The 24,940-nt window shown below is 61.5% G+C and carries 22 protein-coding genes; 14 read left to right on the top strand and 8 right to left on the bottom strand.

The annotated features are described in order from the left end of the window. The gene (locus JBO08_RS24200) at positions 1–1,335 is read left to right on the top strand and encodes a DEAD/DEAH box helicase (RefSeq protein WP_220075034.1); all 1,335 of its coding nucleotides are present in this window, start codon (positions 1–3) and stop codon (positions 1,333–1,335) included. A gap of 121 nt (positions 1,336–1,456) precedes the next feature. Here JBO08_RS24200 and JBO08_RS24195 read toward each other — a convergent pair whose 3' ends face one another. Together JBO08_RS24195 and JBO08_RS24190 are read right to left on the bottom strand one after the other, a co-directional pair. Then, complete coding sequence (locus JBO08_RS24195; RefSeq protein WP_220075033.1) at positions 1,457–2,683, bottom strand: TIGR03862 family flavoprotein; 1,227 nt, start codon at positions 2,681–2,683, stop codon at positions 1,457–1,459. A gap of 170 nt (positions 2,684–2,853) precedes the next feature. Then, a complete protein-coding gene (locus JBO08_RS24190) occupies positions 2,854–3,774 on the bottom strand; it encodes a histone deacetylase (RefSeq protein WP_049711412.1) in 921 nt (306 codons plus the stop codon). Positions 3,775–3,849: 75 nt separating this feature from the next. Between JBO08_RS24190 and JBO08_RS24185 the strand changes: the two genes are divergently transcribed. The 3 genes from JBO08_RS24185 to JBO08_RS24175 are packed head-to-tail and all read left to right on the top strand — an operon-like array spanning position 3,850 to position 5,926. Beyond that, a complete protein-coding gene (locus JBO08_RS24185; protein ID WP_065873649.1) occupies positions 3,850–4,419 on the top strand; it encodes a GNAT family N-acetyltransferase in 570 nt (189 codons plus the stop codon). 41 nt (positions 4,420–4,460) lie between these two features. Further along, complete coding sequence (gene tesB, locus JBO08_RS24180) at positions 4,461–5,330, top strand: acyl-CoA thioesterase II (protein ID WP_065873648.1); 870 nt, start codon at positions 4,461–4,463, stop codon at positions 5,328–5,330. After that, a complete protein-coding gene (locus tag JBO08_RS24175; RefSeq protein ID WP_065873647.1) occupies positions 5,327–5,926 on the top strand; it encodes an HAD family hydrolase in 600 nt (199 codons plus the stop codon). Before tesB ends, JBO08_RS24175 begins: the two co-directional genes overlap by 4 nt. Positions 5,927–5,955: 29 nt before the next feature. On the opposite strand, the gene JBO08_RS24170 is transcribed toward JBO08_RS24175, so the two are convergent. The 3 genes from JBO08_RS24170 to JBO08_RS24160 are packed head-to-tail and all read right to left on the bottom strand — an operon-like array spanning position 5,956 to position 8,277. Continuing rightward, a complete protein-coding gene (locus JBO08_RS24170; protein ID WP_220075032.1) occupies positions 5,956–6,930 on the bottom strand; it encodes an alpha/beta hydrolase in 975 nt (324 codons plus the stop codon). Beyond that, entirely contained in the window at positions 6,931–7,818 is an 888-nt protein-coding gene (locus JBO08_RS24165) for a neutral zinc metallopeptidase (RefSeq protein ID WP_220075031.1), read from the bottom strand. A gap of 45 nt (positions 7,819–7,863) precedes the next feature. After that, positions 7,864–8,277, bottom strand: a complete 414-nt coding sequence (locus JBO08_RS24160; protein WP_220075030.1) for a membrane lipoprotein lipid attachment site-containing protein — start codon at positions 8,275–8,277, stop codon at positions 7,864–7,866. 199 nt (positions 8,278–8,476) lie between these two features. On the opposite strand from JBO08_RS24160, the gene JBO08_RS24155 reads away from it, so the two are divergent. Further along, positions 8,477–9,355 carry a DMT family transporter gene (locus tag JBO08_RS24155; RefSeq protein ID WP_220075029.1) on the top strand — a complete coding sequence of 293 codons (879 nt, stop codon included), beginning with the start codon at positions 8,477–8,479 and terminating at the stop codon, positions 9,353–9,355. Position 9,356: 1 nt separating this feature from the next. Here JBO08_RS24155 and JBO08_RS24150 read toward each other — a convergent pair whose 3' ends face one another. Further along, positions 9,357–10,691, bottom strand: coding sequence for an MFS transporter (locus JBO08_RS24150; protein WP_065880390.1), 1,335 nt, complete (start codon positions 10,689–10,691; stop codon positions 9,357–9,359). A 210-nt stretch (positions 10,692–10,901) separates the two neighbouring features. On the opposite strand from JBO08_RS24150, the gene quiC reads away from it, so the two are divergent. Continuing rightward, entirely contained in the window at positions 10,902–12,803 is a 1,902-nt protein-coding gene (gene quiC / locus JBO08_RS24145; protein ID WP_220075028.1) for a 3-dehydroshikimate dehydratase QuiC, read from the top strand. A gap of 77 nt (positions 12,804–12,880) precedes the next feature. Next, entirely contained in the window at positions 12,881–13,522 is a 642-nt protein-coding gene (locus tag JBO08_RS24140) for a TetR/AcrR family transcriptional regulator (protein ID WP_049711422.1), read from the top strand. Positions 13,523–13,660: 138 nt separating this feature from the next. Here the strand turns inward: JBO08_RS24140 and JBO08_RS24135 are convergent, their stop codons facing one another. Both JBO08_RS24135 and aroQ read right to left on the bottom strand, forming a co-directional pair. Continuing rightward, a complete protein-coding gene (locus JBO08_RS24135; protein WP_065891155.1) occupies positions 13,661–14,515 on the bottom strand; it encodes a shikimate dehydrogenase in 855 nt (284 codons plus the stop codon). After that, entirely contained in the window at positions 14,512–14,961 is a 450-nt protein-coding gene (aroQ, locus tag JBO08_RS24130) for a type II 3-dehydroquinate dehydratase (protein WP_065891154.1), read from the bottom strand. Before aroQ ends, JBO08_RS24135 begins: the two co-directional genes overlap by 4 nt. Positions 14,962–15,167: 206 nt before the next feature. Between aroQ and JBO08_RS24125 the strand changes: the two genes are divergently transcribed. The 7 genes from JBO08_RS24125 to JBO08_RS24095 all read left to right on the top strand — a co-directional run bounded on the left by JBO08_RS24125 (position 15,168) and on the right by JBO08_RS24095 (position 24,934). After that, complete coding sequence (locus tag JBO08_RS24125) at positions 15,168–15,689, top strand: RNA polymerase sigma factor (RefSeq protein ID WP_049711425.1); 522 nt, start codon at positions 15,168–15,170, stop codon at positions 15,687–15,689. A 63-nt stretch (positions 15,690–15,752) separates the two neighbouring features. Further along, complete coding sequence (locus JBO08_RS24120; RefSeq protein ID WP_220075027.1) at positions 15,753–16,751, top strand: FecR family protein; 999 nt, start codon at positions 15,753–15,755, stop codon at positions 16,749–16,751. A 150-nt stretch (positions 16,752–16,901) separates the two neighbouring features. After that, complete coding sequence (locus JBO08_RS24115) at positions 16,902–19,661, top strand: TonB-dependent receptor (RefSeq protein ID WP_065880435.1); 2,760 nt, start codon at positions 16,902–16,904, stop codon at positions 19,659–19,661. 104 nt (positions 19,662–19,765) lie between these two features. After that, positions 19,766–20,389, top strand: coding sequence for a heme acquisition protein HasA (locus JBO08_RS24110; protein WP_065875361.1), 624 nt, complete (start codon positions 19,766–19,768; stop codon positions 20,387–20,389). A 173-nt stretch (positions 20,390–20,562) separates the two neighbouring features. Next, positions 20,563–22,299, top strand: coding sequence for a type I secretion system permease/ATPase (locus JBO08_RS24105; RefSeq protein ID WP_065875360.1), 1,737 nt, complete (start codon positions 20,563–20,565; stop codon positions 22,297–22,299). Continuing rightward, positions 22,296–23,621 carry an HlyD family type I secretion periplasmic adaptor subunit gene (locus tag JBO08_RS24100; protein ID WP_065945493.1) on the top strand — a complete coding sequence of 442 codons (1,326 nt, stop codon included), beginning with the start codon at positions 22,296–22,298 and terminating at the stop codon, positions 23,619–23,621. Before JBO08_RS24105 ends, JBO08_RS24100 begins: the two co-directional genes overlap by 4 nt. Continuing rightward, entirely contained in the window at positions 23,618–24,934 is a 1,317-nt protein-coding gene (locus JBO08_RS24095; protein ID WP_220075026.1) for a TolC family outer membrane protein, read from the top strand. The genes JBO08_RS24100 and JBO08_RS24095 overlap by 4 nt, the downstream gene beginning before the upstream one ends. Positions 24,935–24,940 lie beyond the last annotated feature (6 nt).

The following is a 24,940-nucleotide window of genomic DNA, read 5'->3' as shown; positions in this document are numbered from 1 at the left end:
ATGACTTTCGCCACCCTTGGCCTGATCGAACCCTTGCTGCGCGCCCTTGAGACGCTTGGCTACCAGACCCCGACGCCGGTGCAGGCGCAAGCCATTCCGGCGGTGCTGGCCGGTCGCGACCTGATGGCCGCGGCCCAGACCGGCACCGGCAAGACCGCCGGTTTCGCCGTGCCGCTGCTGCAACTGTTGACGATGGAAGGGCCGAAAGTCGCTGCCAACTCGGCGCGTGCGCTGATCCTGTGCCCAACCCGCGAGCTCGCCGAACAGGTTCACGCCAGCGTTGCCGAGTACGCGCAAAACCTGCCGCTGACCACTTACGCCGTGTACGGCGGCGTGAGCATCAACCCGCAGATGATGAAGCTGCGCAAAGGCGTCGACATCCTGGTCGCTACGCCTGGCCGCCTGATTGACCTGTTCCGCCAGAACGCGCTGAAACTCAACCAGCTGCAAACCCTGGTGCTGGATGAAGCCGACCGCATGCTCGACCTGGGCTTCTCCGAAGAGCTTGCCAACATTTATCGCATGCTGCCGAAAAAGCGCCAGACCCTGCTGTTCTCCGCCACCTTTTCCGACGAGATCCGCACGCTGGCCGGTCAGATGCTCAACGACCCGCTGACCATCGAAGTCAGCCCGCGCAACGTCGCCGCCAACACCGTGAAGCAATGGGTGGTGCCGGTGGACAAGAAGCGTAAGGCTGAGCTGTTTGTGCACCTGATGCGCAAAGGCCGTTGGAAGCAGGTGCTGGTGTTCGCCAAGACCCGTAACGGCGTGGATGCGCTGGTGGATAAGTTGCAAGGCCTGGGCATCAATGCCGACGGCATCCATGGCGACAAGCCGCAAGCCACCCGTCAACGTGCGCTGGACCGTTTTAAATCGAGTGATGTGCAGATCCTGGTGGCTACCGATGTGGCGGCCCGTGGCCTGGACATCGAAGACCTGCCGCTGGTGGTCAACTTTGACCTGCCGATTGTGGCCGAGGATTACATTCACCGCATCGGCCGCACCGGGCGTGCGGGCAATAACGGTGAAGCGATTTCCCTGGTGTGCGCCGATGAAGTGAACATGCTGTCGGCCATTGAGATGCTGACGCGTCAGACGCTGAACCGGCATATGGAGCAGGATTTCGAACCGGAGCACCGCGTGCCGGACACCGATGCCAGCGGGCAAGTGGTGAAGAAGCCGAAAAAACCGAAGAAGCCTAAAACGTCGGGGGGTGGCGGTAAGCGCAACCTGGGTAAGTGGGTGGACAGTGGGGATGCGGCGCCGGTGGAGCCTTCGATCAAGCCGGTGCGCAAGGTGCCTGTGTTTAATACTGGGCCGCGTAAGAAGAAGTGATTTTGCGGCGTTGCTGATGGCCTCATCGCAGGCAAGCCAGCTCCCACATTTGACGGTGTTCACACATCAAAATGTGGGCGCTGGCTTGCCTGCGATGGCGGCTCTAGATTCACCACACATCTCAGCGGTTAAGCCATTCCAACATGCCACGCCCAGCCGCCTGCCCGCTGGCAAAGCATCCCGTCAGTAGGTAGCCCCCCGTCGGCGCTTCCCAATCCAGCATCTCCCCCGCACAAAACACCCCCGGCAATTGCTTGAGCATCAAGCGCTCATCCAACGCCTCAAACGGCACGCCGCCTGCCGTGCTGATCGCCTCATCCATCGGTCGCGTCTTCACCAGCGTCAACGGCAGCGCCTTGATAGCCACCGCCAGTTGCGCCGGATCGTTGAAGTGCTCTGCCGGTGCCAACTCACGCAACAGCGCCGCTTTCACCCCATCCAACCCCAACTGACTGTGCAAATGCTTGCTCATCGAGCGCGAGCCACGTGGCTTGGCCAAGGCAGCCTGGACCTTATCCAGCGGTTTGCTCGGCAACAGGTCGATGTGCACCGTGGCCGAACCGTCGCGGTTGATCGCTTCGCGAATCGGCGCCGACAGTGCGTAGATCAAACTGCCCTCAATGCCGGTGGCAGTGACCACACATTCCCCTAACCGAGGCTTGTCATCCCCCAAGCCGATGGCGACGTTTTTCAACGGCGCACCGGCGAATTTACTGACCATCAATTCGCTCCAGGCCGATACCTCGAAGCCGCAATTGCTGGGTTGCAGGGGGGCGCAAGGCACGCCTTTGTCGTCCAGCAGCTTGAGCCAGGCACCGTCGGAACCCAGGCGCGACCAACTGCCGCCGCCGAGGGCCAGCAGCACGGCATCGCTGTGAACAACTTTCTCGCCCTCCGGGCTGTGGATAAGTAAATCACCCTCTGCATTCCATCCGGTCCAGCGATGGCGGGTGTGGATAACCACGCCCTGATCGCGCAGGCGCTTGAGCCAGGCGCGCAGCAGTGGGGCGGCTTTCATATCCGTAGGAAATACGCGGCCGGAGGTGCCGACAAAGGTTTCGATGCCCAAGCCATGAATCCATTCGCACAACGCTTCGGCACCAAACCCACGCAACAAGGGCGCCATATGCGGCGCGCGCTCGGCGTAACGTGACAGGAACGCCGGGTACGCCTCGGAATGGGTGATGTTCATGCCGCCCACGCCGGCCAGCAGGAACTTGCGCCCCACCGAGGGCATGCCGTCGTACAGGTCCACGCGCACGCCTGCCTGGCTCAAGACTTCAGCAGCCATCAGCCCGGTAGGGCCGCCGCCGATAATGGCAACGTGAAGAGCAGGGGTCTGAGGCATGGGCTGGGCTACGGTCGCTGAATAGGCCGAGCATTCTACCCGAGGACGGCGCAACTGCCTGATCAAAAAATGTACAACTTCCTACAGGCCAGACCGCTTCTGGCTTTCAGGTGCTTACGCTCAAGTTATCCACAGGTGGTTCCACAGGCATTGTGGGTAACGCCCACGGTTCAATGACAACCTGATGACGTCCACACCCGTTGCGCACTGTGGTGGAGGATGCCGTGGCGGCGGGCGAGGGCCGGGCGGTCCTTGCTGTAGCCGCCGCCGATCACGCCCATCACCGGGATGTCGCGGCCCAGGCAGTGGCGCATGACGCTTTCGTCGCGGGCGGCGACGCCTTGGTCTGTCAGCTTGAGGTAACCGAGGGCGTCGTCTTTATGTACATCGACGCCCGCGTCGTACAACACCAAGTCCGGTTGATAGAGCGGCAACAGGTAGTTAAGGGCGTCGTCCACCACCTTGAGGTAATCGGCATCGCCCATGCCCATCGGCAGCGGAATGTCCCAGTCGCTCTGGGCTTTGCGCGCCGGGAAGTTCTTTTCACAGTGCAGCGACACGGTGATGGCGTCCGGCGTGTCGTGGAGGATGCGCGCGGTGCCGTCACCCTGGTGCACGTCGCAGTCGAAGATCAGCACGCGGTTGACCCGGCCGCTGGCCAGCAGGTAATGGCTGATCACGGCCAGGTCATTGAAGATGCAAAAACCGGCCGGGTAATCGTAATGCGCGTGATGGGTGCCACCGGCCAGGTGGCAGGCCAGGCCGTGTTCCAACGCCTGTTCCGCCGCCAGGATAGAGCCGCCGACTGCACGCACGGTGCGCCGGGCCAAGGCTTCGCTCCAAGGCAGGCCGAGGCGCCGTTGGTCTTCGCGGGACAACTCGCCGCTCATATAGCGCTCGATATACCCAGCGTCATGGGCCAGGGCCAGAATCTGCGGTGGGCACAGTGGCGGGCGCAGCAGTTGGCTGTCCTCGGTCAGGCCGCTGTCTACCAGGTGGTCGCGCAACAGGCGGAATTTGTCCATGGGGAAGCGATGGTCCGCCGGGAACTCGGGGCTGTAGTCATCGTGGTAGATCAATGGCAAAGGCATGGGATTTTCTGACGGGAACCTGCGACGGATCTTACCAGCGCTGTACACTCAAGCACATGGCAAGGGAGGGGACCCATGGAGCCGATACTCGAATTGGAAAGCGCACGGCTGGTGCTGCGCCAATGGCGCGACAGCGACCTGCTGGAGTTTGCGCGCATGTGCGCCGACTCGCAGGTGATGCGCTATTTCCCGGCTAAATTGAGCCACCTGGAAAGCGCCGCGCTGATTGGCCGTATTCGCGGTCACTTTGCCGAATATGGCTTCGGTTTCTGGGCCTTGGAGCGCAAAGACACCGGCGAATTCATCGGCTTGACCGGGCTGCAGCATGTCAGCTTTGAGGCAGGGTTCACCCCGGCTGTGGAGATCGGCTGGCGCCTGGCCCGCGAACACTGGGGTCTGGGTTACGCCAGCGAGGCGGCTTGGACAGCACTGCGCTGCGGTTTCGACCGCTTGCAGCTGGACGAAATCATTGCCTTCACCACGGAATCCAATCTGCCATCACAAAAAGTCATGCAGGCCATCGGTATGCATTACGATCCCCAGGCAGATTTTGAACACCCCAAGGTCGCAGCCGATGACCCGCTGCGCCATCATGTTTTGTATCGCATCACCCGCGCCCAATGGTTGGACACGCTGCACGGATAAGCAGCCCGGAATGCCCTATCGATTGTTGTAGGAGTTGCTCTATGAGCCAAGTATTGGAAGATCTGGTGGACTTGCTGACCCTGGAGCCGATCGAGGAAAACCTCTTTCGCGGCCGCAGCCAGGACCTGGGTTTTCGCCAACTGTTCGGCGGCCAGGTGCTCGGCCAATCGCTGTCGGCCGCGAGCCAGACCGTAGAAGAAGCGCGGCACGTGCATTCCCTGCATGGTTACTTCCTGCGTCCTGGTGATGCGGCGTTGCCGGTGGTGTATTCGGTGGACCGCGTGCGCGACGGCGGCAGTTTCAGCACACGCCGGGTGACGGCGATTCAGAAGGGCCACCCGATCTTCACCTGTACCACCTCGTTCCAGTACGACGAACAAGGCTTCGACCATCAGACCACCATGCCCGTAGTGGTCGGCCCGGAAAACTTGCCGTCCGAGCTTGAGCTGACCAAACAGCGTGCGCACTTGATCCCCGAGCATATGCGCGACAAGTTGCTGTGCCCCAAGCCGATCGAAGTGCGCCCGGTCACCGAAAAAGACCCGTTCAACCCGCAGCCATCCGACCCGGTCAAGTACGTGTGGTTTCGTGCCGACGGCGCGTTGGCCGACGCGCCGGCGCTGCATAAGTACCTGCTGGCCTACGCCTCTGACTTCGGCCTGTTGACCACCTCGTTGCTGCCCCATGGCAAGACCGTGTGGCAGAAAGACATGCAGGTCGCCAGCCTCGACCATGCGCTGTGGTTTCACGCTGACCTGCGCGCCGATGACTGGTTGCTGTACGCCATGGACAGCCCGTGGGCCGGCAATTCCCGTGGGTTCTCCCGGGGCAGCGTGTACAACCGCGCCGGGCAACTGGTGGCCTCGGTGACCCAGGAAGGCTTGATTCGTCATCGCAAGGACTGGGCATGAGCCTGGCGGACGTTAAGCACTGGGTGTTCGACATGGATGGCACGCTGACGGTGGCCGTGCATGATTTTGCGGCCATTCGCGTGGCCCTGGAGATCCCGCCCGAGGACGATATTCTCACGCATCTGGCGGCGTTGCCCGCGGATGAGGCGGCGGCCAAGCATGCCTGGCTGCTGGAGCATGAGCGCGAGTTGGCGCTGGGTTCGGTCGCCGCAGATGGCGCGGTTGAGTTGGTGCGCGAACTGGCCGGGCGGGGTTATCGGCTGGGCATCCTGACCCGCAATGCGCAGGAGTTGGCCCACGTTACGTTGGAGGCGATCGGCCTGGCGGACTGTTTTGCCATCGAGGATGTGCTGGGGCGTGATGATGCGCCGCCGAAGCCGGACCCGGGTGGTTTGCTGAAACTGGCGGTAGCCTGGGATGTCGCGCCGAGCGAGATGGTGATGGTCGGCGATTACCGCTTCGACCTGGATTGTGGCCGAGCGGCAGGTGCGCGGACGGTGTTGGTTAACGTGCCGGAAAACCCGTGGCCGGAGTTGGCGGATTGGCATGCCGAGGATTGCGCGGCGCTGCGCCGGATGATCCAGCCCAGACAATAGAGATCAAATGTGGGCTTCTTCAGGGGGGGTTATTGGAACAGTACCTTCTGGCCCTCCGGCGACGTAAACATCCCATCCCCGTTATGCCCCACTCCAGGCACTTCCACCAACCTGTGGCCCAACTGCGGATGCCGCTGCTGGAGGTAGTCAAAATAGTTGTGCCCGCGAATCAGGCGATACGCGCCTTGGGTCTCGGCTTCACAGCTTTTATCCAGTGCTGGGTGGTTTGGGTCGGTGTCCTGCTGGCCCAGTAGATAGGTAACGTTGCGTGACACGTAAACCCGCTCAAGCTGTTCGGCACTCTGGCCCTTGGCGTAGGCCGGCAAGTGTTGCATGCCATATTTCCAGTCGTCGAAGCCTGGGCAGTTGGCCGCGTCGAACTTCAGCGGGCGCTGTGGGCTGAAGTAGGCGTAGGAAGACGGATTGGCCACCACATAGCGCAAGCGGATGCCTTCGGTCAGGAGGGTAGGGTGTTCGTGCCCGGTGAGGGCGAAACGCTGCACCACTTGGCCGCCGCCGGAGTGGCCAGCCACCACAATTTCTTTCAGCGCCGGGAACAGCGTGCGATTGCCCAGGTGCTTGATGATCTGGTCGAGGGCGCCGTACGAGCTGACCTGGCCAGGGCCGGTCGAGGACTCGCCGGCCATCCAATCATTGCCCTTCCAGCGCAGTACCTGGTTGTCCAGGTGGTTGCGCTTCACGTCGAACTCATTCAGAAACTGCGGCGCTATCACCAGTGTATGGGCAGCTTGGCCTGCGTGTTCGGCGGCGTCTTCACCGCTTTGCAGGTAAGTCTGCGCGTTACGCAGGCGACCATGCACGATGATCAACGCACGGGTGACCTGGGGCAGCGGCTGGCGCCAGTCCTGGCTCAAGCCGAGGCTGAGGTCACCGGCATCCAGATGAAAACGATCGGGACTGACGACTTTGACGCCATGTTCGGCGGCCAAGGTGGTAAAGCAGGTCAACATCAACCCCAGCAGCAATCCCAATCGTTTATTCATCTAGAGACTCTTGGCCGTAAACGTATCGCATTGATTGATCTGGCCCTGGGCGAAGCCAGTCTTGAACCAGCGTACCCGCTGTGCCGAGGTGCCGTGGGTAAACGAGTCCGGTACTACACGGCCCTGACCCTGTTGCTGCAAGCGGTCGTCGCCAATCGCGTTGGCCGCATTCAGCGCTTCTTCAATGTCGCCGGGCTCCAGCCAGTTCAAGCGCTTTTGCGCACGGTTGGCCCACACCCCGGCGAAGCAGTCGGCTTGCAGTTCCTGACGGACCAGCAGGCCTCCGTCGCCTTCCATTTGCCGGCCCTGTTGGCGCGCGGCCTGGATTTTCGACGAGATGCCGAGCAACGTCTGCACGTGGTGCCCGACTTCGTGGGCGATCACATACGCCTGGGCAAAGTCGCCGGCGGCCTGGAAACGTTGCGACATTTCCCGGAAAAACTCCAGGTCCAGGTACACCTGCTGGTCAGCCGGGCAATAAAACGGACCGCTGGCCGAGGTGGCGCCACCGCAGGCCGAATTCACCCGGCCACGGAACAGGATCAGTTTCGGATTCTTGTAGGCCAACCCGTTTTCCTGGAACACCTGGCCCCAGGTGTCTTCGGTATCGCCCAGGACGGCCCGCACAAAATCGGCTTGCTCATCGTTGGCCGGCGGCGCCTGGCGCGATTGGGTGCTCACTGACGGTGCCTGTTCCATCTGGCCGGTCAACTGACCGAGGATCTGCATCGGGTCCTGGCCGGTCAGCCAGCCGATGCCGACGATCAGCACAATCGCCGTCAGGCTCAGGCCTTTGCCGCCACCAAAGCGCATGCCGCCCCCATCGCCGCCGCCGTCACTGCGGGCATCCACCACGTTGTCGCTGCGTCGGCCTTTTTTCCATAGCATGTGGGCAATCCTCTGGGTGATGACAGTGTTTGATTATGGTCGTTATTAGCGGCAATAGCCTTCGCCGGTATCGACAATCAGGCAGTCCTTTTTATCCGCGAGCCATTTCAGCCCGGTGGCGGCACCGTCGCCAGCCCGCAATAGCTGTGGACCGTCGGGGCGGGTGAAGGCGATGCCGTCTTCGGCGGCTTCACCCTTGAAGGTGCCCGAGTCATCGGCGTCCAGGCCGTATTGCATGGTGAGGATGTAATGACCACGGCCAATGCTGTCGTCCTTGGCGATGGTCAGGTTGAGGCCTTCGACGCCGATCCACTTGCCGACCCATTTGTCGGTGGGCGGGGTCTCTGGCACCAGGGTGGCCTGCACCGAAGCCGGGGCAGGTTTGGGTGCTTCCTTTGCTTCCTGATTGCAAGCGGTGAGCAGGGCAAGGGCAGACAGAACAAAGAAGGTTTTTTTCATAGCGGCAGGGCCTTGGTTAAAAAGTGTGCAACACGGCAATCAACGTGCAGCGTTGGACTCGAATCCCGTGATTTAGTGCGCTGTTCGCACGGTGTTTGGTTATGCTCTTGGGGCAGACTCCGGCCCGGCTGCTAGATTACCGGGTTGAGCGCTATTTCATTCAGTGCTCCGTGTTCAGCCCGTCACGCAAGAGAATTCAATGACCGTCAGTACTCCTCTATCCGGCGTCAACCATCCTTTCAAGGGCATCCTGCTGATTGTGCTGGCGACGTTCCTGTTCTCCAGCCACGACGCCTTGTCCAAATACCTGGCGGGGTTCTACCCCGTCGTGATGGTGGTGTGGGCGCGTTACCTGGTGCATACCTTGTTGATGGCCGGCATCTTCCTGCCGCAATCAGGCCTGCGTGTATTGCGCAGTAAACGACCGGGGATGCAGGTGGTGCGGGCGCTGTGCCTGCTGGGCACCAGCCTGTTTTTCACTGCGGCGCTGCATTACATCCCGCTGGCGGAAGCCACGGCGGTGAACTTCCTCGCGCCGATCCTGGTGACGGCGCTCTCGGTGCCTCTGCTCGGCGAGCACGTGACGCGCGGCCAGTGGCTGGCGGTCATCTGCGGGTTTGTCGGCGTGCTGATCATTATCCACCCCGGCGGCGAGCTGTTTACCCCGGCCGTATTGCTGCCGCTGTGTTCGGCGCTGTTCTTCTGCTTCTACCAACTGCTCACGCGCATCCTGAGTAAATTCGACACCCCCACCACCAGCAACTTTTTCGCCGGCCTGTGCAATACCTTGGTGATGAGTGCGATGGTGCCGTTCTTCTGGCAGGTCCCGACGCTGTGGCATGGCGTGTTGATGCTGGCCCTGGGTACCTGCGGGATGACTGCGCACTTGATGCTGACCCAGGCGTTCCGCTTCGCGGCGCCGGCCTTGTTGGCGCCGTTCGGCTATTGCCAGATCGTATTCGCGGGGTTGTTGGGCTGGCTGGTGTTCAACCATAGCCCCGACTTGACCACGGTGGTCGGCATCGGGGTGATCTGCATGAGCGGGCTGGCCGCTGCCTGGCAGCAGCGGCGCAGGTAGATCAGACGTCTACGGTAGGAATCTTGCGCGGCGCCATGAAGTACATCCAGGTCAGCGCAATGAAGTACATCGCCGGGATCAGCGTGAACAACACGGTGTAGTTATTGTTGGTCACGGTAAGGATGTGGCCGACGATCTGAGTCATGAACATGCCGCCGATGGCCGCGCACATGCCGCCGAAACCAAACACCGTGCTCATCATGTGCTTGGGCGTGTAGTCCATCACCAGGCTCCAGATGTTGGCAGTCCAGGCCTGATGCGCGCCAATCGCCAGGGAGATGGCAAACACGGCGACCCACAGCTGGCTGGAGCCGGCAGCCATGATCACGCCGACGATGCAGCAGGCAAACAGCAGCATCGACAGCAGCCGCGCCTTGATCGAGTTCATGCCACGGCCGATCAGGAACGACGACAGAATCCCGCCTCCCACGCTGCCGAAGTCGGCGGTCAGGTAAATGATGATCAGCGGGATGCCCATCTGGGTGACGTTGATGCCCAGGTTGTATTGCTGGTTCAGGAACGGCGGCAGCCAGTACAGGTAGAACCAGAACACTGGCGCGGTCAGCGCATAGGCGATGGCGAAGGCCCAGGTGCCGCGCATGCGCAGGATGCGGCTGAAGGGTACGCCGGGTTGTTCCGGTTCGACTTCCCGTTGCACGTAGTCCAATTCGGATTGTTTAACCGTCGGATGGTCTTCCGGGTTGTAGTACTTCAAACCCCAGAACACTAGCCAGATCGCGCCCAGTGACGCCATGCACAGGAACGCTGCCTGCCAGCCCCACACGTGCAGGATCAACGGCAACAGCATCGGTGTCATCATCGCGCCCACGTTGGTGCCGGCGTTGAAGATACCGGTCGCCACCGCACGCTCACCGGCCGGGAACCACAGGCGCGTGGTTTTGACGCACGCCGGGTAGTTGGCGGCTTCGGTCAGCCCGAGGATGAAGCGGCACACCATAAAGCCGACCGCCGAAGTGGCCAGGCCGTGGGCGCCCGTCGCCAGGCTCCACAGCAATACCGCGCAGAAGAACACGCGTTTCACGCCCACGCGGTCGATCAGTCGGCCCTGCAGCACAAAGCCGATGGCGTAGCCGACCTGGAACCAGAAGTTGATGTTGGCGTAGTCCATCGCCGTCCAACTCATCTCTTTGGCGAGGATCGGCTGCATGACGCCCAGCGCGGCGCGGTCGATGTAGTTCAGGGTGGTGGCGAAAAACACCAGGGCCAACATGCCCCAGCGCGTTTTGCCCACGGCCACGGCGCCGCGGATCTTGTCGCCGATGCCGGCGTGCGGGGTGCCTGGGCGCGCGGCCAGGGCGGAATTTTGCAGAGGCATGAGGTCGTACCCGTTTTTTGAAATTTTTATGGTGTGTTCTGGGTCTGTTGCGTCATCGATGGTGCGCAGTGGCTAAAAAATCGTCAATTCGCCAAACCGGCATAGTGTTCGATAATCGCACCAAAAACTAACCGGTTCGTACATTTTAATTGCTGCGTGTAGGCTGGGGGCGAATAATTTGCTGCAAACAACAATTGCCGGGAGTCGCCCATGCAACGTTCCATCGCCACTGTTTCCTTGAGCGGCACCCTGCCGGAAAAGCTCGAAGCCATTGCCGCCGCCGGGTTTGATGGGGTCGAAATCTTCGAGAACGACTTGTTGTACTACGACGGCAGCTCCCGTGAAGTCAGGCAGATGTGCGCCGACCTCGGCATTGCCATCACCTTATTCCAGCCGTTTCGCGACTTTGAAGGTTGCCGCCGTGACAGGCTGGCGCGCAACCTGGAACGCGCCGAGCGTAAGTTCGACTTGATGCAAGAGCTGGGCACCGACCTGGTGCTAGTGTGCAGCAATGCGTCGGCCGACTGTGTAGGTGACGAGCGCATTTTACTCGATGACCTGAGCCTGTTGGCCGAACACGCCGGCCGCCGAGGCCTGCGCATCGGCTATGAAGCCCTGGCCTGGGGCAAGCATGTGAACACGTGGCAACAGGTGTGGAACCTGGTGCGTCAGGTTGATCACCCAAACTTGGGCGTACTGCTCGACAGCTTCCACACCCTGTCCCTGAACGGCGACCCGAGTGCCATTGCCGAGATCCCCGGCGACAAGATCTTTTTTGTACAAATGGCCGACGCGCCAATCCTGGCCATGGACGTCCTGGAATGGAGCCGACATTTCCGCTGCTTCCCCGGCCAGGGCGAATTCGACCTAGCGGGGTTCCTCGCGCCGATCATCAAGAGTGGCTACACCGGGCCCCTGTCCCTGGAAATCTTCAACGACGGCTTCCGCGCCGCGCCCACCCGTGCTAATGCGGCGGATGGCCTGCGCTCCTTGCTGTACCTGGAGGAGAAAACCCGCGAACGCCTGAAGCAGGAAGCACCGGCGCAACCGGTCGAGATTTTGTTTGATACCCCGGCCGCCAGCGAATACGACGGTATCGAATTCCTCGAATTCGCTGTCGATGAAAGCCTCGGCGCCAAGCTGACGCACTGGCTGGAACGCCTGGGCTTCGTCAAGGCCGGGCAGCATCGCTCCAAGAGCGTGAGCCTGCTGCGCCAGGGTGATATCAACCTGATCCTCAACTGCGAACCCTATTCTTTTGCCCACAACTTTTTCGAGGCCCACGGGCCGTCGTTGTGTGCCACCGCGATCCGGGTCAAGGACAGCGCCAAGGCGCTGGAGCGCGCGGTGGCCTACAAGGGCCAGCCGTATCGCGGCCTGGTCGGGCCCAACGAGCTGGAGTTGGCGGCGGTGCGCGCACCGGATGGCAGCCTGATTTACCTTGTGGACCCCAGCGAAGGCACGCTGTACGACACCGACTTCAACCTGCAAACCGCTTCGACCACCAGCGGCGGCCTGTTGCGCATTGACCATATGGCGATGGCCCTGCCGGCCGACAGCCTCGACAGTTGGGTGCTGTTCTACAAGAGCCTGCTGGATTTCGAGGCCGATGATGAAGTGGTGCTGCCCGATCCTTACGGCCTGGTGAAAAGCCGCGCATTGCGCAGCCGGTGCAGCTCGATTCGCCTGCCGCTGAACATCTCCGAGAACCGCAATACCGCCATTTCCCATGCCCTGTCGAGCTATCGCGGCTCGGGCGTGCACCACATTGCCTTCGATTGCGCAGATATTTTCGCCGAAGTGAGCCGCGCCAAGGAGGCGGGGGTGCCGCTGCTGGATATCCCGCTCAACTATTACGATGACCTGGCGGCACGTTTCGACTTTGACGAGGAGTTCCTCAGCGAGCTGGCGTATTACAACGTGCTGTACGACCGCGACGCTCAGGGCGGTGAGTTGTTTCACGTGTACACCGAACCCTTTGAAGGGCGGTTTTTCTTCGAGATCATCCAACGCAAGAACGGCTATGCCGGCTACGGTGCGGCCAATGTGGCGGTGCGCTTGGCGGCAATGGCCAAATCGCGCAGCGGTGCGGTTCGCCAGGCGCGTTTATAACGGCAGGCCGGCGCTTTCTTTCAGGCAGCATCGCGGCCCATAATCACGGCCTGCACAACACTGGCCGTGAGCGCACCATGACCTCCGAGGCACCCCGCAAGAGTCGTAAGAACAACCCGGAAAAGACCCGCGAGAACATACTCCAGGAAGCCATTGTGGAGTTTGTCCAGCAGGGCCTTTCCGGCGCTCGCGTGGATGCAATCGCCGAGCGCATCCACACCTCCAAGCGCATGATCTATTACTACTTCGGCAGCAAGGAGCAGTTGTACGTCGAGGTGCTGGAAAAGCTCTACGGCGACATTCGCACCACCGAAACCCAGATGAACCTCACCGCGCTGGAACCGCGCGAGGCGATCCGTCGGCTGGTGGAATTCACCTTTGATCACCACGACCAGAACGTGGATTTCGTGCGCATTGTCAGCATCGAAAATATCCACAATGCCGAGTACGTGAAGCGCTCGGATGCGATCAAGGCGATGAACAGCAACATTCTCGAAGCGCTGGGCGCGACGTTGCGTCGCGGGGCCGAGATGGGGGTGTTTCGCGAGGGGCTGGAGCCGCTGGATGTGCATTTGCTGATCAACTCGTTCAGCTTTTACCGTGTGTCCAACCGCCATACGTTCAGCGAGATCTTTCAGATTGAGTTGTCGGATGAAGCGATTAAACAGCGGCATCGGGACATGATTTGTGACTCGGTGATGCGCTATTTGCAGGCTTGAGTGCGCGCGACTCTCAAGGCTGAAATGCAATCCCTGTGGGAGCGGGCTTGCTCGCGAATGCGGTGGATCAGTTAACACATTGAGTGACTGACACACCGCCTTCGCGAGCAAGCCCGCTCCCACATTTGGATTCGGTTACTACAGTGAAATGTTCATGCTCTGGAAGTGCGCCAACATCCGGTCTGCATCCGGCACCTCCCCACTGAACAACTCAAACGCCTTCACCGCCTGAAACACCGCCATGTTGCCGCCATCCAGCGTGCGGCAGCCCAAGGCGCGGGCGTCGCGCAGCAGCTCGGTCTCGAGTGGGAAATACACGATTTCCGCGACCCATAACTCAGTGCGCAACAGAGCGGCCGGCACCGGTGTGCCGGGCAGCTTGGCCATGCCCATCGGCGTGGTATTGACCACGCCGTCGGCCTCGGCCATCGCGTTCTCCAAGTGGTTGCCGACCTGGGCCCGGCCAGCACCGAAACGTTGCGTGAGGTTATCCACAAGGTCGCGGGCGCGATTGGCGTCCACGTCGAAAATGCTCAACTGCTCCACACCTTCCGCCAACAGCGCGTGGGCCACCGCTGCGCCCGCACCGCCAGCGCCCATCTGCACCACACGTTGGCGCGCCACGTCATTCAAGTTGCGTCGAAATCCTTCGGCGAACCCCAGGCAATCGGTGTTGTGGCCGATGCGTTTGCCGTCCTTGAACACCACTGTATTGACCGCACCGATGCCACGGGCCTCGTCGGACAGTTCATCGAGCAGCGGCAGGATCGCCTGCTTGCAGGGGTAGGTAATGTTCAGCCCGGTGAAGTGCATCAGCTCGGCGGCGTGCAGCAGGTCGGGCAGGGCGTTGATGTCCAAGTGCAAGGGCTCAAGGTCGATCAAGCGATACAGGTAGCGCAGGCCTTGGGCATCACCTTCCTGTTCGTGCAGGGCCGGTGTGCGGGAAGCCTGGATGCCGGCGCCGATCAGGCCAGCGAGGATGTGCGGTTTCATCGGACCGCCCCTTTGAGCAGATGGCTGAAATGTTCCAGGGCCAGGTGGTAGCCATGGCTGCCGAACCCCGCCAGCACCGCCTTGGCGATGGGCGACACAAAGGAGTGGTGGCGGAACGCTTCACGGGCATGCACGTTGGACAGGTGCACCTCGATTACCGGCACTTCACTGGCTACCAGCGCATCGCGAATGGCTACAGAGGTGTGGGTCCAGGCCGCCGGGTTGATCACGATGCCAGCGCAACGGGCGCGGGCGCCGTGGATCCAGTCGAGCAATTCGCCTTCGTGGTTGGTCTGGCGAAATTCGATTTTCAGCCCGAGCTGTTCGGCGCTGCGGCCACACAGCGCCGCGACGTCGGCGAGGGTTTCATGGCCGTAAGTGGCGGGCTCGCGGGTGCCGAGCAGGTTGAGGTTGGGGCCGTTGAGCACCAGCACGATGGGCGGCATTGAGGGTTTCTCCACAGTTCTTGTTAGTTGTGTGGATAAAATGTACTGGTTAGTTAATTTGGTCAATTGATGGCGGCGGATATGTTCGATAATCGAACCGTTAATCAGACCTTTCGTACGGTTGAATCAGATTAGATATCAATTGAAAATCATTCTCGACAACGCTTAAGATGCCGCCTGTTTCCTTAACATTCCAGGGAGTCGGTTTGTCGGACGTGGATCTCAAAGGCCTGTTTCTCAAGCACGCCGATACCCTGCGCGGGTATCTGGCGCGCAAGGTACGGGACCCGCAGTTGGCCGCAGACCTGGTGCAGGAGAGCTTCCTGCGCCTGGCGGAAAAACCGGCCGGCGAGCGCATCGACAACTCCCAGGGCTATCTCTATCGGACGGCGAGCAATCTGCTGATCGACCATATTCGCCAGGAAGCGCGGCGCAAGACAGACTCCGTGCCCCATGAGGCGCTGGCTGAGATTGAAGATGAAGTGGCCGGGTTGGAGGCTCAGGCAATGGCGCAGCAACAGCGACAGGCATTGAAGCAGGCACTGGCGGAGTTGCCGGAGCGCACCCAGCAGATTTTCCGTCTCAACCGCATCGAAGGCATGACCCACGCCCAGGTCGCGCGGCACCTGGACATCTCTGACAGCTCCGTGCAAAAGCACCTGGCCAAGGCCTTGGCCTACGTGATGCAGCGTTTGCAGGACGGCGAGGGCGTGCCATCCGACGAATGAGTTACTGAAATACGCCAGGTCAGACGTCACAGCGTTATATAACGAAAAATTCGAGATTCACACGTGAATAGCCAGGGTCCGCAACAGCACAGCATTACCGAGGCGGCCGCCGAGTGGGCGGTGCGCTTGCACGCCGGTGCCCTGACCGACCAGGAGCAGGCCGAGCTGCGGCATTGGATCGCCTGCGACAGTCGCCACGAAGCGGCACTGCGTTTTGCCGAACAGACGTGGGCGGCATTGGGCGAGGTGCATAAGGAAGAACCGGTGCGTCGCCAGCGGCCCTCCGCAGCCACGCTGCCGGTGCGCCGCTCCACGCGGCGCAGGCCATGGCAACGCGCGGCGGTCGTCGCGCTGGTTGTGGTGGCGGCGGGCGTCGGCTGGGTGCGGGGCCCGGACATGTTGCTGCGCATGCAAGCCGATTACATCACCCAGAAAGGCGAAATGCGCACCGTGCACCTGGCCGATGGCAGCAAGGTCGAGTTGGATTCCGCCAGTGCCATCCGCCTGGACTATGACGGCGTACAACGGCGCATCAGCCTGATCCAGGGCGCGGCGATTTTTGACGTGGCGCCGATGGTGGGCGGGGAAAACCGGCCCTTCGTGGTGCAGAGCGCCGGGGGGCAAACCCGGGCCCTGGGCACGCGGTTTGTGGTGGAGCGCGAGGGCGATAGCCAGGCCTGGGTCGGCATGTTGCAGCACAGTGTCGAGGTTTCCCTGCAAGCCACGCCGAAAAAAGGCGCGGCCGACAGAGTGCTCAAGGAAGGCCAGGCCGCACGCTACAGCCCTCAGGAAGGCATCGTGCCCCTGGATCAATTCGATGTGGAGCGCGCCACCAGTTGGCGACGCGGCGTGTTGATTTTTGATCGCCAGCCCCTGGCGAACGTCATCGAGCAACTCAACCGCTACCGCCCTGGCCGCATCGTGCTGACAGACGCGCAACTGGGCGATCGCGAAGTCAGCGGCGTGTTTCGCCTCGACATGCTCGACACTGCCCTCGCCACCCTCACCCAGGAACTGCAAGTGCAACGCTTGGACCTGGCAGGCCTCAGCCTGATCTATTGAATACCCGGTGGGAGGCCTTCTCCCACCCGCCGAACGCCCCCCTCCTTAAAAAACTTTCGAAAAGTCTTACTGACTTCCTGCGTGCCGCACGTCTTGCTAGGTGAGAAGCATTCTCACAAACAAAAACGCTCAGCGCAGGGAACAACAGAAATGTCAGCACTCAACAAGGGGCGCACCACCGGTAGCCGGTTAGCCCTGGCCATTCACTTGGGCCTGTTCGCGGTAACGGCACCCGTGTATGCCGCGCAGCCGCAGGCAGGTAATGCCGCCCAGCCCGCCGTGTTGATGTTCGATGTTCCTGCGCAACCTCTGGGCGTCGCCGTACTGGCCTTTGCCGACCAAGCCGGCTTGCAAGTGCTGTTTGATAGCCAGCGCCTGCGCGGCTTGAACAGCACCGCACTCAAGGGCCGTTTCAGCGTGCAGGAAGGGCTGGGCCGTTTGCTTGGCGCTGCGCCCGTGGAATACCGCTTCACCAGCGACCGCCAGGTCACCCTCAGCCGCGTCAGCGACGACCATGACGGCGCCATGACGGTGGGTACCACCACCATTACTGGCAACACCCACGGCCAGGCCAGCGACTGGGTGTACCAGAGCCCAAAGTCCGTGGCCGTGATCAGCCGTGACATGATCGATAAACGCCCGCCCCGTCACGCCGCCGACATGCTTGAAGAAACCGCCGGGGTCTACACCGCCGTCAACCAGCGCGACCCTGGGCTGTCGGTGAATATTCGCGGCGTGCAGGACTACGGTCGCGTCAACATGAACATCGACGGCATGCGCCAGAACTTCAACGTCAACGGCCACCAGCAACGCAACGGCACAATGCTGATCGATCCGGAGTTCGTCTCCAGCATCCAGATCGACAAGGGCAGCCAGTCGGGGCAGGGCGGTGCGGCGGTGTTGGGCGGTATTGCGTCGTTCAAGACGTTGGATGCCAGCGAGTTTCTCAAGGACGGCAAAGAATACGGCGGGCGAGTTCGCGCTGGCAGCGGCATCGGTGAACTGGGCAACGGCACCGACTTCAACGGCAGTGGCGTGTTTGCCTTCGGTGATGAGCGCGGCGATGTCATGCTGGGGTACAGCGAGCGCCACTTCGGTAACTACCGTGGCGGCAAGCGCAACGCGGATAACCTGGGCACTAACATGCGGGCCAGAAAGTACGCCCCGGTAGCCTTTGACGACTGGTTGAACAGCGAAGTCGGCGACACCGGCAGCGTGACCCGCTCGCAGATCGTCAAGCTTGGCCTGAACCTGCCCAACGATCAGCGTGTGCAGTTGAGCTACCTGGAAAGCGACGCTGACAGTAACGATGCCTGGGGCTACATCGCCGATGACCTTCAGAGCACCTACTACCTGCGTACCAGCAAAAACAACCTCAACGCAAAAAACGTCGCGCTGGACTACAGCTACAGCCCGGATAACCCGCTGATAGATTTCAAGGCCAAGCTGTATTTCGTCACCACCCAACTGGATCGCGCCAACGCACCCAATACGGCGTCCGTGAGTTCTGGCAACTACACCCCGGGCTACACCGACCATTTCCAGACCGACACTTGGGGCCTGCAAGGCGAAAACACGTCGCGCTTTGACCTGGGCCGCGTAGGGCACTTGAGTTGGAGCTATGGCCTGGAGATGTATCAAGACAGGTTCAAGCCCAGCACCAACAAGGTCGAGTCGAGCAATACGGTCGCCAGCGGTTCATTGCCCTACACCCCCAGTGCAGACCCGGAAGGCAAACGCACCATCGCTAGCCTGTTCAACACCCTCCAATACGACTATGACGATTGGATGACCGTGGATGCCGGCCTGCGTTACGACCGTTATCGGCTGGAGGGCGTTACGGGGATGACGCTCTGGAAGCGCGACCGTTTTTACTCAAGTTCGGTAGGCGCCAAGCGCGTCGAGGACATTTTCGATATTGATCGTGAGCAGGGGCAGTTCTCTCCGACCTTTGGTATCGGCATCAAGCCGGGGCTCGACTGGCTGCAACTGTATACCCGCTGGGGCAAGGGTTGGCGCCCGCCGGCCGTGACGGAAACCTTCATGAGCGGCCGCCCGCACGGTGGCGGTTCGGGTGAGCGCGTGTTTCCCAACCCCTACCTCAAGCCCGAAGAGTCCCGCGATTGGGAAGTGGGGATGAACGTGTTCAAGGAGTCGTTGTTTTTCAATGACGACCGACTGGGCATCAAGGTGGCGTACTTCGACACCAAGATTAAGAACTTCACCTTCCTCAATACCAGCGTGAGTTTGCCGGAAACCTCCGTGGGCGGTTTCAACGGGATCATGGCGTATACCAATAACCTCAATGACACCCGGTTCAGAGGCCTTGAGTACCAATTCAACTACGACATGGGCCGGGCTTACACCAACCTCAGCTACACCCACATGATCGGCACGAATGAGTTCTGCTCGAAGAACTATTACATGGGCGGTGCGAAGAAGAACGGGCCGTCAACCACCGTGATCGAGACGTACGTGCGCCCCAACGGCACGATTGGGCGAAGGCCTGTCACTAAATATGAAGTGCTGGATGACGACGTCGCCAACAGCAAGGAAAGCTGCGGCCGAATCATGGGCAACGCCACTTATACACCGGCGGATCGAGGGTCGGTGACGGTGGGGGCACGCTTCCTGGAGAAGCGCCTGGATACCGGCGTTCGTGTTCGCTACAGCTCCGGTAATGGGGAAAACCTGAATAACCAGGGTTACCAGTTCATCGACCAGGCCATGTGGCCCAAGTACACCGTGTATGACCTCTACGCCAGTTACTGGATGACCGATCAATTGAATATCGCGCTGGCGTTGGAGAACGCCACGGACGAGGCGTATTTCGTCGCCATGGGCGATGCCAACAACCTGAGCCTGGCGCGCGGGCGCACGCTGAGCGGAATGCTCGAATACACATTCTGATCCTGTGCGCAGGCACTGGATCCACCCACGGTTTTGCCCAGGGTTGGGCAAAAAGTGCGCACCTGCGTACTGATCAATAGCGCTGTTTATAACGAGGTTTAGTGATGACTATTTCTGTTAGTTACGAGTCGTACCTGGGCACTACGTCGCTGTCCGACTACCTGACGGACTGGGCCATAGGTTTCGCCACCGCAGGCCATGGCACCGGTAACACCGGCGGTTTCAGCAACGGCACCTTCAGTGGCGATCAGTATTCGACGCATGGCGCCAACAACTCCGACTACGCGTTTATCGCCGACAGCAACACCAGCAACGGCCTGCACTATGTGTTCAACCCGGCCTTGCCGGCCAGCAGCAACCTGAACCACTACCTGTGGGGCAACCTGGATAACGTCGAGCTGGGCACGGGCCTGACCGGCGGCGCAGGCAGCGATTTTGACCTGAGTGCCTACAAGGTGGCGTTCAACGGCCTCGACCTGTTTGCCGCCGAAGGCGCAGGCCGCACCGGCAACGAAGTGCAGAGCGTGATCTACGGCTTGATGCAAGGCAACACGTCGGCACTGGAAACCGTGCTCAACGACCTGCTGGACGATTTCGGTCTGTCCACCGCCAGCACCTTTGACGAAGTCAGCGCCGGGCTGGCTGCACACGCGGCCACCGCTGCCACCACCGACGTGGCGCTGGTGGGCGTGCAAGACGCTGCGCAGGACTGGGCCCTCGCGGCCTGAACCTCTGCTGCATGAAAAAAGCGAATGGAAGATCGCTCTCCCATTCGCCGCATTACACCGCTGTCGCCTAAGCCTTCTAATTCTTCGGGCGACAGTGGTGCCGAATTCTGCGCAGCGTCGTATCGCCTGTCAACGCGGCGACGCTGCGCGCCCAACCCCGTGAGAATCCCCAGATGCGCCACGCCGGCAACGAAACCCTGGCCGCCCTCGCGGCCTATAAAAGTGGCTTCTTCAACATCGGCCTGTTCTCGGCGGTGATCAACCTGCTGATGCTCGCCCCGGCGCTTTACATGCTGCAGGTGTACGACCGGGTGTTGGCCTCGGGCAATCAGATGACCCTGTTGATGCTGACGCTGATGATCCTCGGCCTGTTCGGCCTGATGGGCGCGTTGGAATGGGTGCGCAGCCAGGTGGTGATCCGCCTCGGCACGCAGATGGACATGCGCTTGAACCAGCGGGTGTACGACGCTGCGTTCGAAGCGCAACTCAAGGGCGGCACCCAGGCGGCGGGGCAGGCGCTGCATGACCTGACCACCCTGCGCCAGTTCGCTACCGGCCAGGCGTTGTTCGCGTTTTTTGATGCGCCGTGGTTTCCGGTGTACCTGTTGGTGATCTTCCTGTTTCACCCCTGGCTCGGCCTGCTGGCGCTGGTAGGGGCGGTGGTGTTGATTGTGCTGGCGTGGGTCAACCATCACGTCAGCCAGGCGCCGATGGCCCTGGCCAGCCAACTGTCCATCAGTGCCAGCCAGCAGGCCACGGCCAACCTGCGCAATGCCGACACCATCGAAGCCATGGGCATGCTCGCTACGTTGCGCGGGCGTTGGTTCGGCCAGCATCAGGCGTTCCTGGCGCAGCAGAACCTGGCCAGCGAAAAGACCGCGACCGTCACCGCCTGGTCCAAGGGCGTGCGCCTGGCATTGCAGTCTTTGGTGCTGGGCCTGGGCGCCTTGCTGGCGGTGCAGGGCGATATCACGCCGGGGATGATGATTGCCGGCTCGATTCTGATGGGCCGCGTGCTCAGCCCGATCGACCAGTTGATTGGCGTGTGGAAACAGTGGGGCTCGGCGCGCCTGGCGTTTGATCGGCTGTCACAGATGCTGGAGGCGAATCCCGCACGGCCGGAACGCATGAGCCTGCCGGTGCCCAAAGGCCAACTGAGCGTGGAGCAAATCAGCGCCTGCGCGCCCGGCAGCCGTCGGCCGGCGCTGGCCAACCTGGGTTTTAACTTGGCGGCGGGCGACGTGCTGGGGGTGATCGGGCCGTCGGGCTGCGGTAAATCCACCTTGGCCCGAATACTGGTGGGCGCCTGGGCACCCTTGGCCGGCAAGGTGCGGCTGGACGGCGCCGACCTGGCTTTGTGGGACAAACAGCAGTTGGGGCCGCACATCGGTTACCTGCCGCAAGACATCCAATTGTTTGCCGGCAGCCTCGCGGAAAACATCGCGCGGTTTGCCGAGGTTGACGCGGAGAAGGTTCTGGCTGCCGCGCAAATGGCCGGCGTGCATGAGCTGATCCTGCAACTGCCCCAAGGCTACGAGACGCAACTGGGCGAGGGCGGCGCGGGCTTGTCCGGTGGCCAGAAGCAACGCGTCGCGCTGGCCCGTGCGCTGTACGGTCTGCCCGCGCTGATCGTGCTGGACGAACCCAACGCGAACCTCGACGAAGTGGGCGAGCAGGCCTTGCTCCAGGCCATCGCCCAGCTCAAGCAACAGCGCCGCACTGTGGTCCTGATCACCCACAAGCCCAATGTGCTGAGCCTGACTGATCAATTGCTGATCCTCAAGGAAGGCCAATTGCAGGCCTACGGGCCGACGGCGCGGGTGTTGGAGGCACGGCAGAAACCGGCAGCGAACAAGCCGGTGTCGACCATGAGCATGAGCTACCGCCTCGGTGAAGGAAAACAGGCATGAGCCAGAGCAAACCTGTGTTGATCGGCGACGCCCCAAACAACGTGCTGGCGCTGGATGACAAAAAATACTCACGCCTGGGCTGGCTGTTGGTACTCGGCGGTTTTGCCGGGTTCCTCGGTTGGGCGGCATTGGCGCCACTCGATAAAGGCGTGGCGGTCCCGGGCAAGGTCATGGTCTCAGGCCATCGCAAGACCGTGCAGCACCCGGCCGGTGGCATCGTTGAACGTATCGAGGTGCGCGACGGTGATGTGGTCAACGCGGGCCAAGTGCTGCTGCGCTTGAAGGAAACCCCGTTGCGCGGACAGATGCAGTCCCTGCGCAGCCAGTATTTGGCGTCCCTGGCCAGCGAAGCGCGCTTGAGTGCCGAAAGCGAAGGGTTGTCGGCGATCACCTTCGGCCTTGAACTGCTCAACGATCCTGAGGCGGCGAGCACCCTGAACCTGCAACGGCAGCTGTTCAATAGCCGCGCCCAGGCCTTGGCAACCGAGCAACAAGGCCTGCGCGAAACCATCGCCGGGGCCGAGGCGCAGTTGCGCGGTACGCGGGATTCGCAAGCGAGCAAGGTCCAGCAGCGCGCGGCGTTGAATGAGCAACTGCAAGGCCTGCGCGAGTTGGCACGTGACGGCTACATTCCGCGCAACCGCCTGCTCGACAGCGAACGCCTGTACTCACAAATCGATGGCGCCATCGCCGAGGACTACGGCCGTATCGGCCAATTGCAACGCCAGGTCCTCGAGCTGCGCTTGCGCATTCGCCAGCTCGGCGAAGACTTCCAGAAAGACCTGCGCGGCCAGTTGGCCGAGACCCGCACCCGCAGCGACGACCTGCGCAATCGCCTGGCCTCGGCCGAGTTCGAACTGGCCAACAGCCTGGTACGCGCCCCCGCCTCTGGTGTGGTGGTGGGGTTGGACGTGTACACCGAAGGCGGCGTGATCAAGCCCGGCCAGGCACTGATGGACATCGTGCCGCAAGGCGAACCGTTGCTGGTCGAAGCGCGGGTGCCAGTGCAGATGGTCGACAAGGTGCATCCGGGCTTGCCGGTGGAGTTGCTGTTCTCGGCATTCAACCAGTCCACCACGCCACGGGTGGCCGGCGAGGTGACGCTGGTTTCTGCCGACCGCCAGGTCGATGAGCGCACCGACGAACCGTATTACACACTGCGCGCCCAGGTCAGCGCGGCCGGCATGCAGCAGCTCGACGGTGCACGGATACGCCCTGGCATGCCGGTGGAAACCTTCGTCAAGACCGGTGAGCGCTCGATGCTCAACTACCTGTTCAAACCCCTGCTGGACCGGACCCATATGGCCCTGGTGGAAGAATGAAGGCGCTGCTGTTTACCTTGTGTTTCGGTTGTACCTCGGCGGCACATGCCTTGGGTTTACTGGATGCCTACGACTTGGCCCTGCGCAATGATCCGACTTTTCAGGCGGCCATACAGGAACGTGAAGCCGGTGAAGAGAATCGCGTGATCGGCCGTGCGGCGTTGTTGCCCAACTTGTCGTGGAGCTATAACAACTCGCGCAATGAGTCTGAAGTGACGGCGGGTGATGTCACCAGCGACCGTGACTACCGCAGCTATGCATCGACCCTGACCTTGCAGCAGCCATTACTGGATTACGAGGCCTATGCGCGTTTTCGCCAGGGCACCGCCCAGGCGTTGATGGCTGACGAGCGCTTTCGCGGAAAGAGCCAGGAACTGGCCGTGCGCGTGCTCAGCGCTTACAGCCAGGCGTTGCTGGCGCAGGAGCGCATTGAGTTGAGCCGGGCGCAGAAACGCGCGTTTGCCGAGCGCTTGCAACTCAATGATCGCCTGCCCAAGGGCGGCGAAGGCACACGCACGGATGTGCTGGAAACCCAGGCGCGCCTGAGCCTGGCGCAGGCTGAAGAAATCGAAGCCCAGGACGCTCAGGACAGCGCCTTGCGCGAGCTGGAAGCCATCGTCGGCCAACCTTTACAGATCGAACAGCTGGCGCCGCTGACCCGCCAATTCGATATCCCGCCCCTGGAGCCGAACCGTTTCGAAACCTGGCGCGAAATGGCCATGGCTAATAACCCTGAGCTTAAATCCCAGCACCACGCCCTGGACGTGGCGTCCTATGAAGTGGAGCGCAAACGTGCAGGCCACCTGCCCAAGGTCAGCCTGTACGCCACCAGTCGCCAGACCAGCTCTGACTCGGAAAGCAGCTACAACCAAAAGTACGACACCAACAGTGTCGGCATTCAGGTCAGCCTGCCACTGTTTGCCGGCGGCGGGGTGTCGGCTTCCACCCGCCAGGCGGCGAACCAGCTGTCCCAGGCCCAGTATGAGCTGGACGCGCAAACCTCGGCGACACTGGTGGAGTTGCGTAAGCAGTTCAACCTCAATACCAGCGGCGCGGCCAAAGTGCGTGCCTATGAAATGGCCGTCAGCTCCGCCACCGCCCTGGTTACCGCGACTAAAAAGAGCGTCACCGGCGGTGAGCGGGTCAACCTTGATGTACTCGACGCCGAGCAACAACTCTTCACCGCCCGTCGCGATTTGGCGAATGCGCGGCATGCGTATCTGCTGGCGAGGATTCAGCTGAAGTATTACGCGGGGTTGCTGAGTGAGCAGGATTTGCGCGCGCTGGCGGGGTATTTCCAGCCGTCGGCATGAGTGGTT

The sequence above is a fragment of the Pseudomonas sp. LAP_36 genome, assembly GCF_019456785.1.
Classification (GTDB): domain Bacteria; phylum Pseudomonadota; class Gammaproteobacteria; order Pseudomonadales; family Pseudomonadaceae; genus Aquipseudomonas; species Aquipseudomonas tritici.
Note: the sequence above shows the minus strand (reverse complement) of the source record. Positions and strands in the feature narration are given on the sequence as shown.

Coding starts and splice junctions, on each gene's coding strand:
- JBO08_RS24135 (WP_065891155.1), bottom strand. CDS start 14,515: ATGAAACCGCACATCCTCGCTGGCCTGATCGGCGCCGGCATCCAGGCT.
- JBO08_RS24095 (WP_220075026.1), top strand. CDS start 23,618: ATGAAGGCGCTGCTGTTTACCTTGTGTTTCGGTTGTACCTCGGCGGCA.
- JBO08_RS24155 (WP_220075029.1), top strand. CDS start 8,477: ATGACCGTCAGTACTCCTCTATCCGGCGTCAACCATCCTTTCAAGGGC.
- tesB (WP_065873648.1), top strand. CDS start 4,461: ATGAGCCAAGTATTGGAAGATCTGGTGGACTTGCTGACCCTGGAGCCG.
- JBO08_RS24190 (WP_049711412.1), bottom strand. CDS start 3,774: ATGCCTTTGCCATTGATCTACCACGATGACTACAGCCCCGAGTTCCCG.
- JBO08_RS24110 (WP_065875361.1), top strand. CDS start 19,766: ATGACTATTTCTGTTAGTTACGAGTCGTACCTGGGCACTACGTCGCTG.
- JBO08_RS24185 (WP_065873649.1), top strand. CDS start 3,850: ATGGAGCCGATACTCGAATTGGAAAGCGCACGGCTGGTGCTGCGCCAA.
- JBO08_RS24100 (WP_065945493.1), top strand. CDS start 22,296: ATGAGCCAGAGCAAACCTGTGTTGATCGGCGACGCCCCAAACAACGTG.
- JBO08_RS24140 (WP_049711422.1), top strand. CDS start 12,881: ATGACCTCCGAGGCACCCCGCAAGAGTCGTAAGAACAACCCGGAAAAG.
- quiC (WP_220075028.1), top strand. CDS start 10,902: ATGCAACGTTCCATCGCCACTGTTTCCTTGAGCGGCACCCTGCCGGAA.
- JBO08_RS24115 (WP_065880435.1), top strand. CDS start 16,902: ATGTCAGCACTCAACAAGGGGCGCACCACCGGTAGCCGGTTAGCCCTG.
- JBO08_RS24200 (WP_220075034.1), top strand. CDS start 1: ATGACTTTCGCCACCCTTGGCCTGATCGAACCCTTGCTGCGCGCCCTT.
- JBO08_RS24170 (WP_220075032.1), bottom strand. CDS start 6,930: ATGAATAAACGATTGGGATTGCTGCTGGGGTTGATGTTGACCTGCTTT.
- JBO08_RS24195 (WP_220075033.1), bottom strand. CDS start 2,683: ATGCCTCAGACCCCTGCTCTTCACGTTGCCATTATCGGCGGCGGCCCT.
- JBO08_RS24165 (WP_220075031.1), bottom strand. CDS start 7,818: ATGCTATGGAAAAAAGGCCGACGCAGCGACAACGTGGTGGATGCCCGC.
- JBO08_RS24150 (WP_065880390.1), bottom strand. CDS start 10,691: ATGCCTCTGCAAAATTCCGCCCTGGCCGCGCGCCCAGGCACCCCGCAC.
- JBO08_RS24105 (WP_065875360.1), top strand. CDS start 20,563: ATGCGCCACGCCGGCAACGAAACCCTGGCCGCCCTCGCGGCCTATAAA.
- JBO08_RS24160 (WP_220075030.1), bottom strand. CDS start 8,277: ATGAAAAAAACCTTCTTTGTTCTGTCTGCCCTTGCCCTGCTCACCGCT.
- aroQ (WP_065891154.1), bottom strand. CDS start 14,961: ATGCCGCCCATCGTGCTGGTGCTCAACGGCCCCAACCTCAACCTGCTC.
- JBO08_RS24175 (WP_065873647.1), top strand. CDS start 5,327: ATGAGCCTGGCGGACGTTAAGCACTGGGTGTTCGACATGGATGGCACG.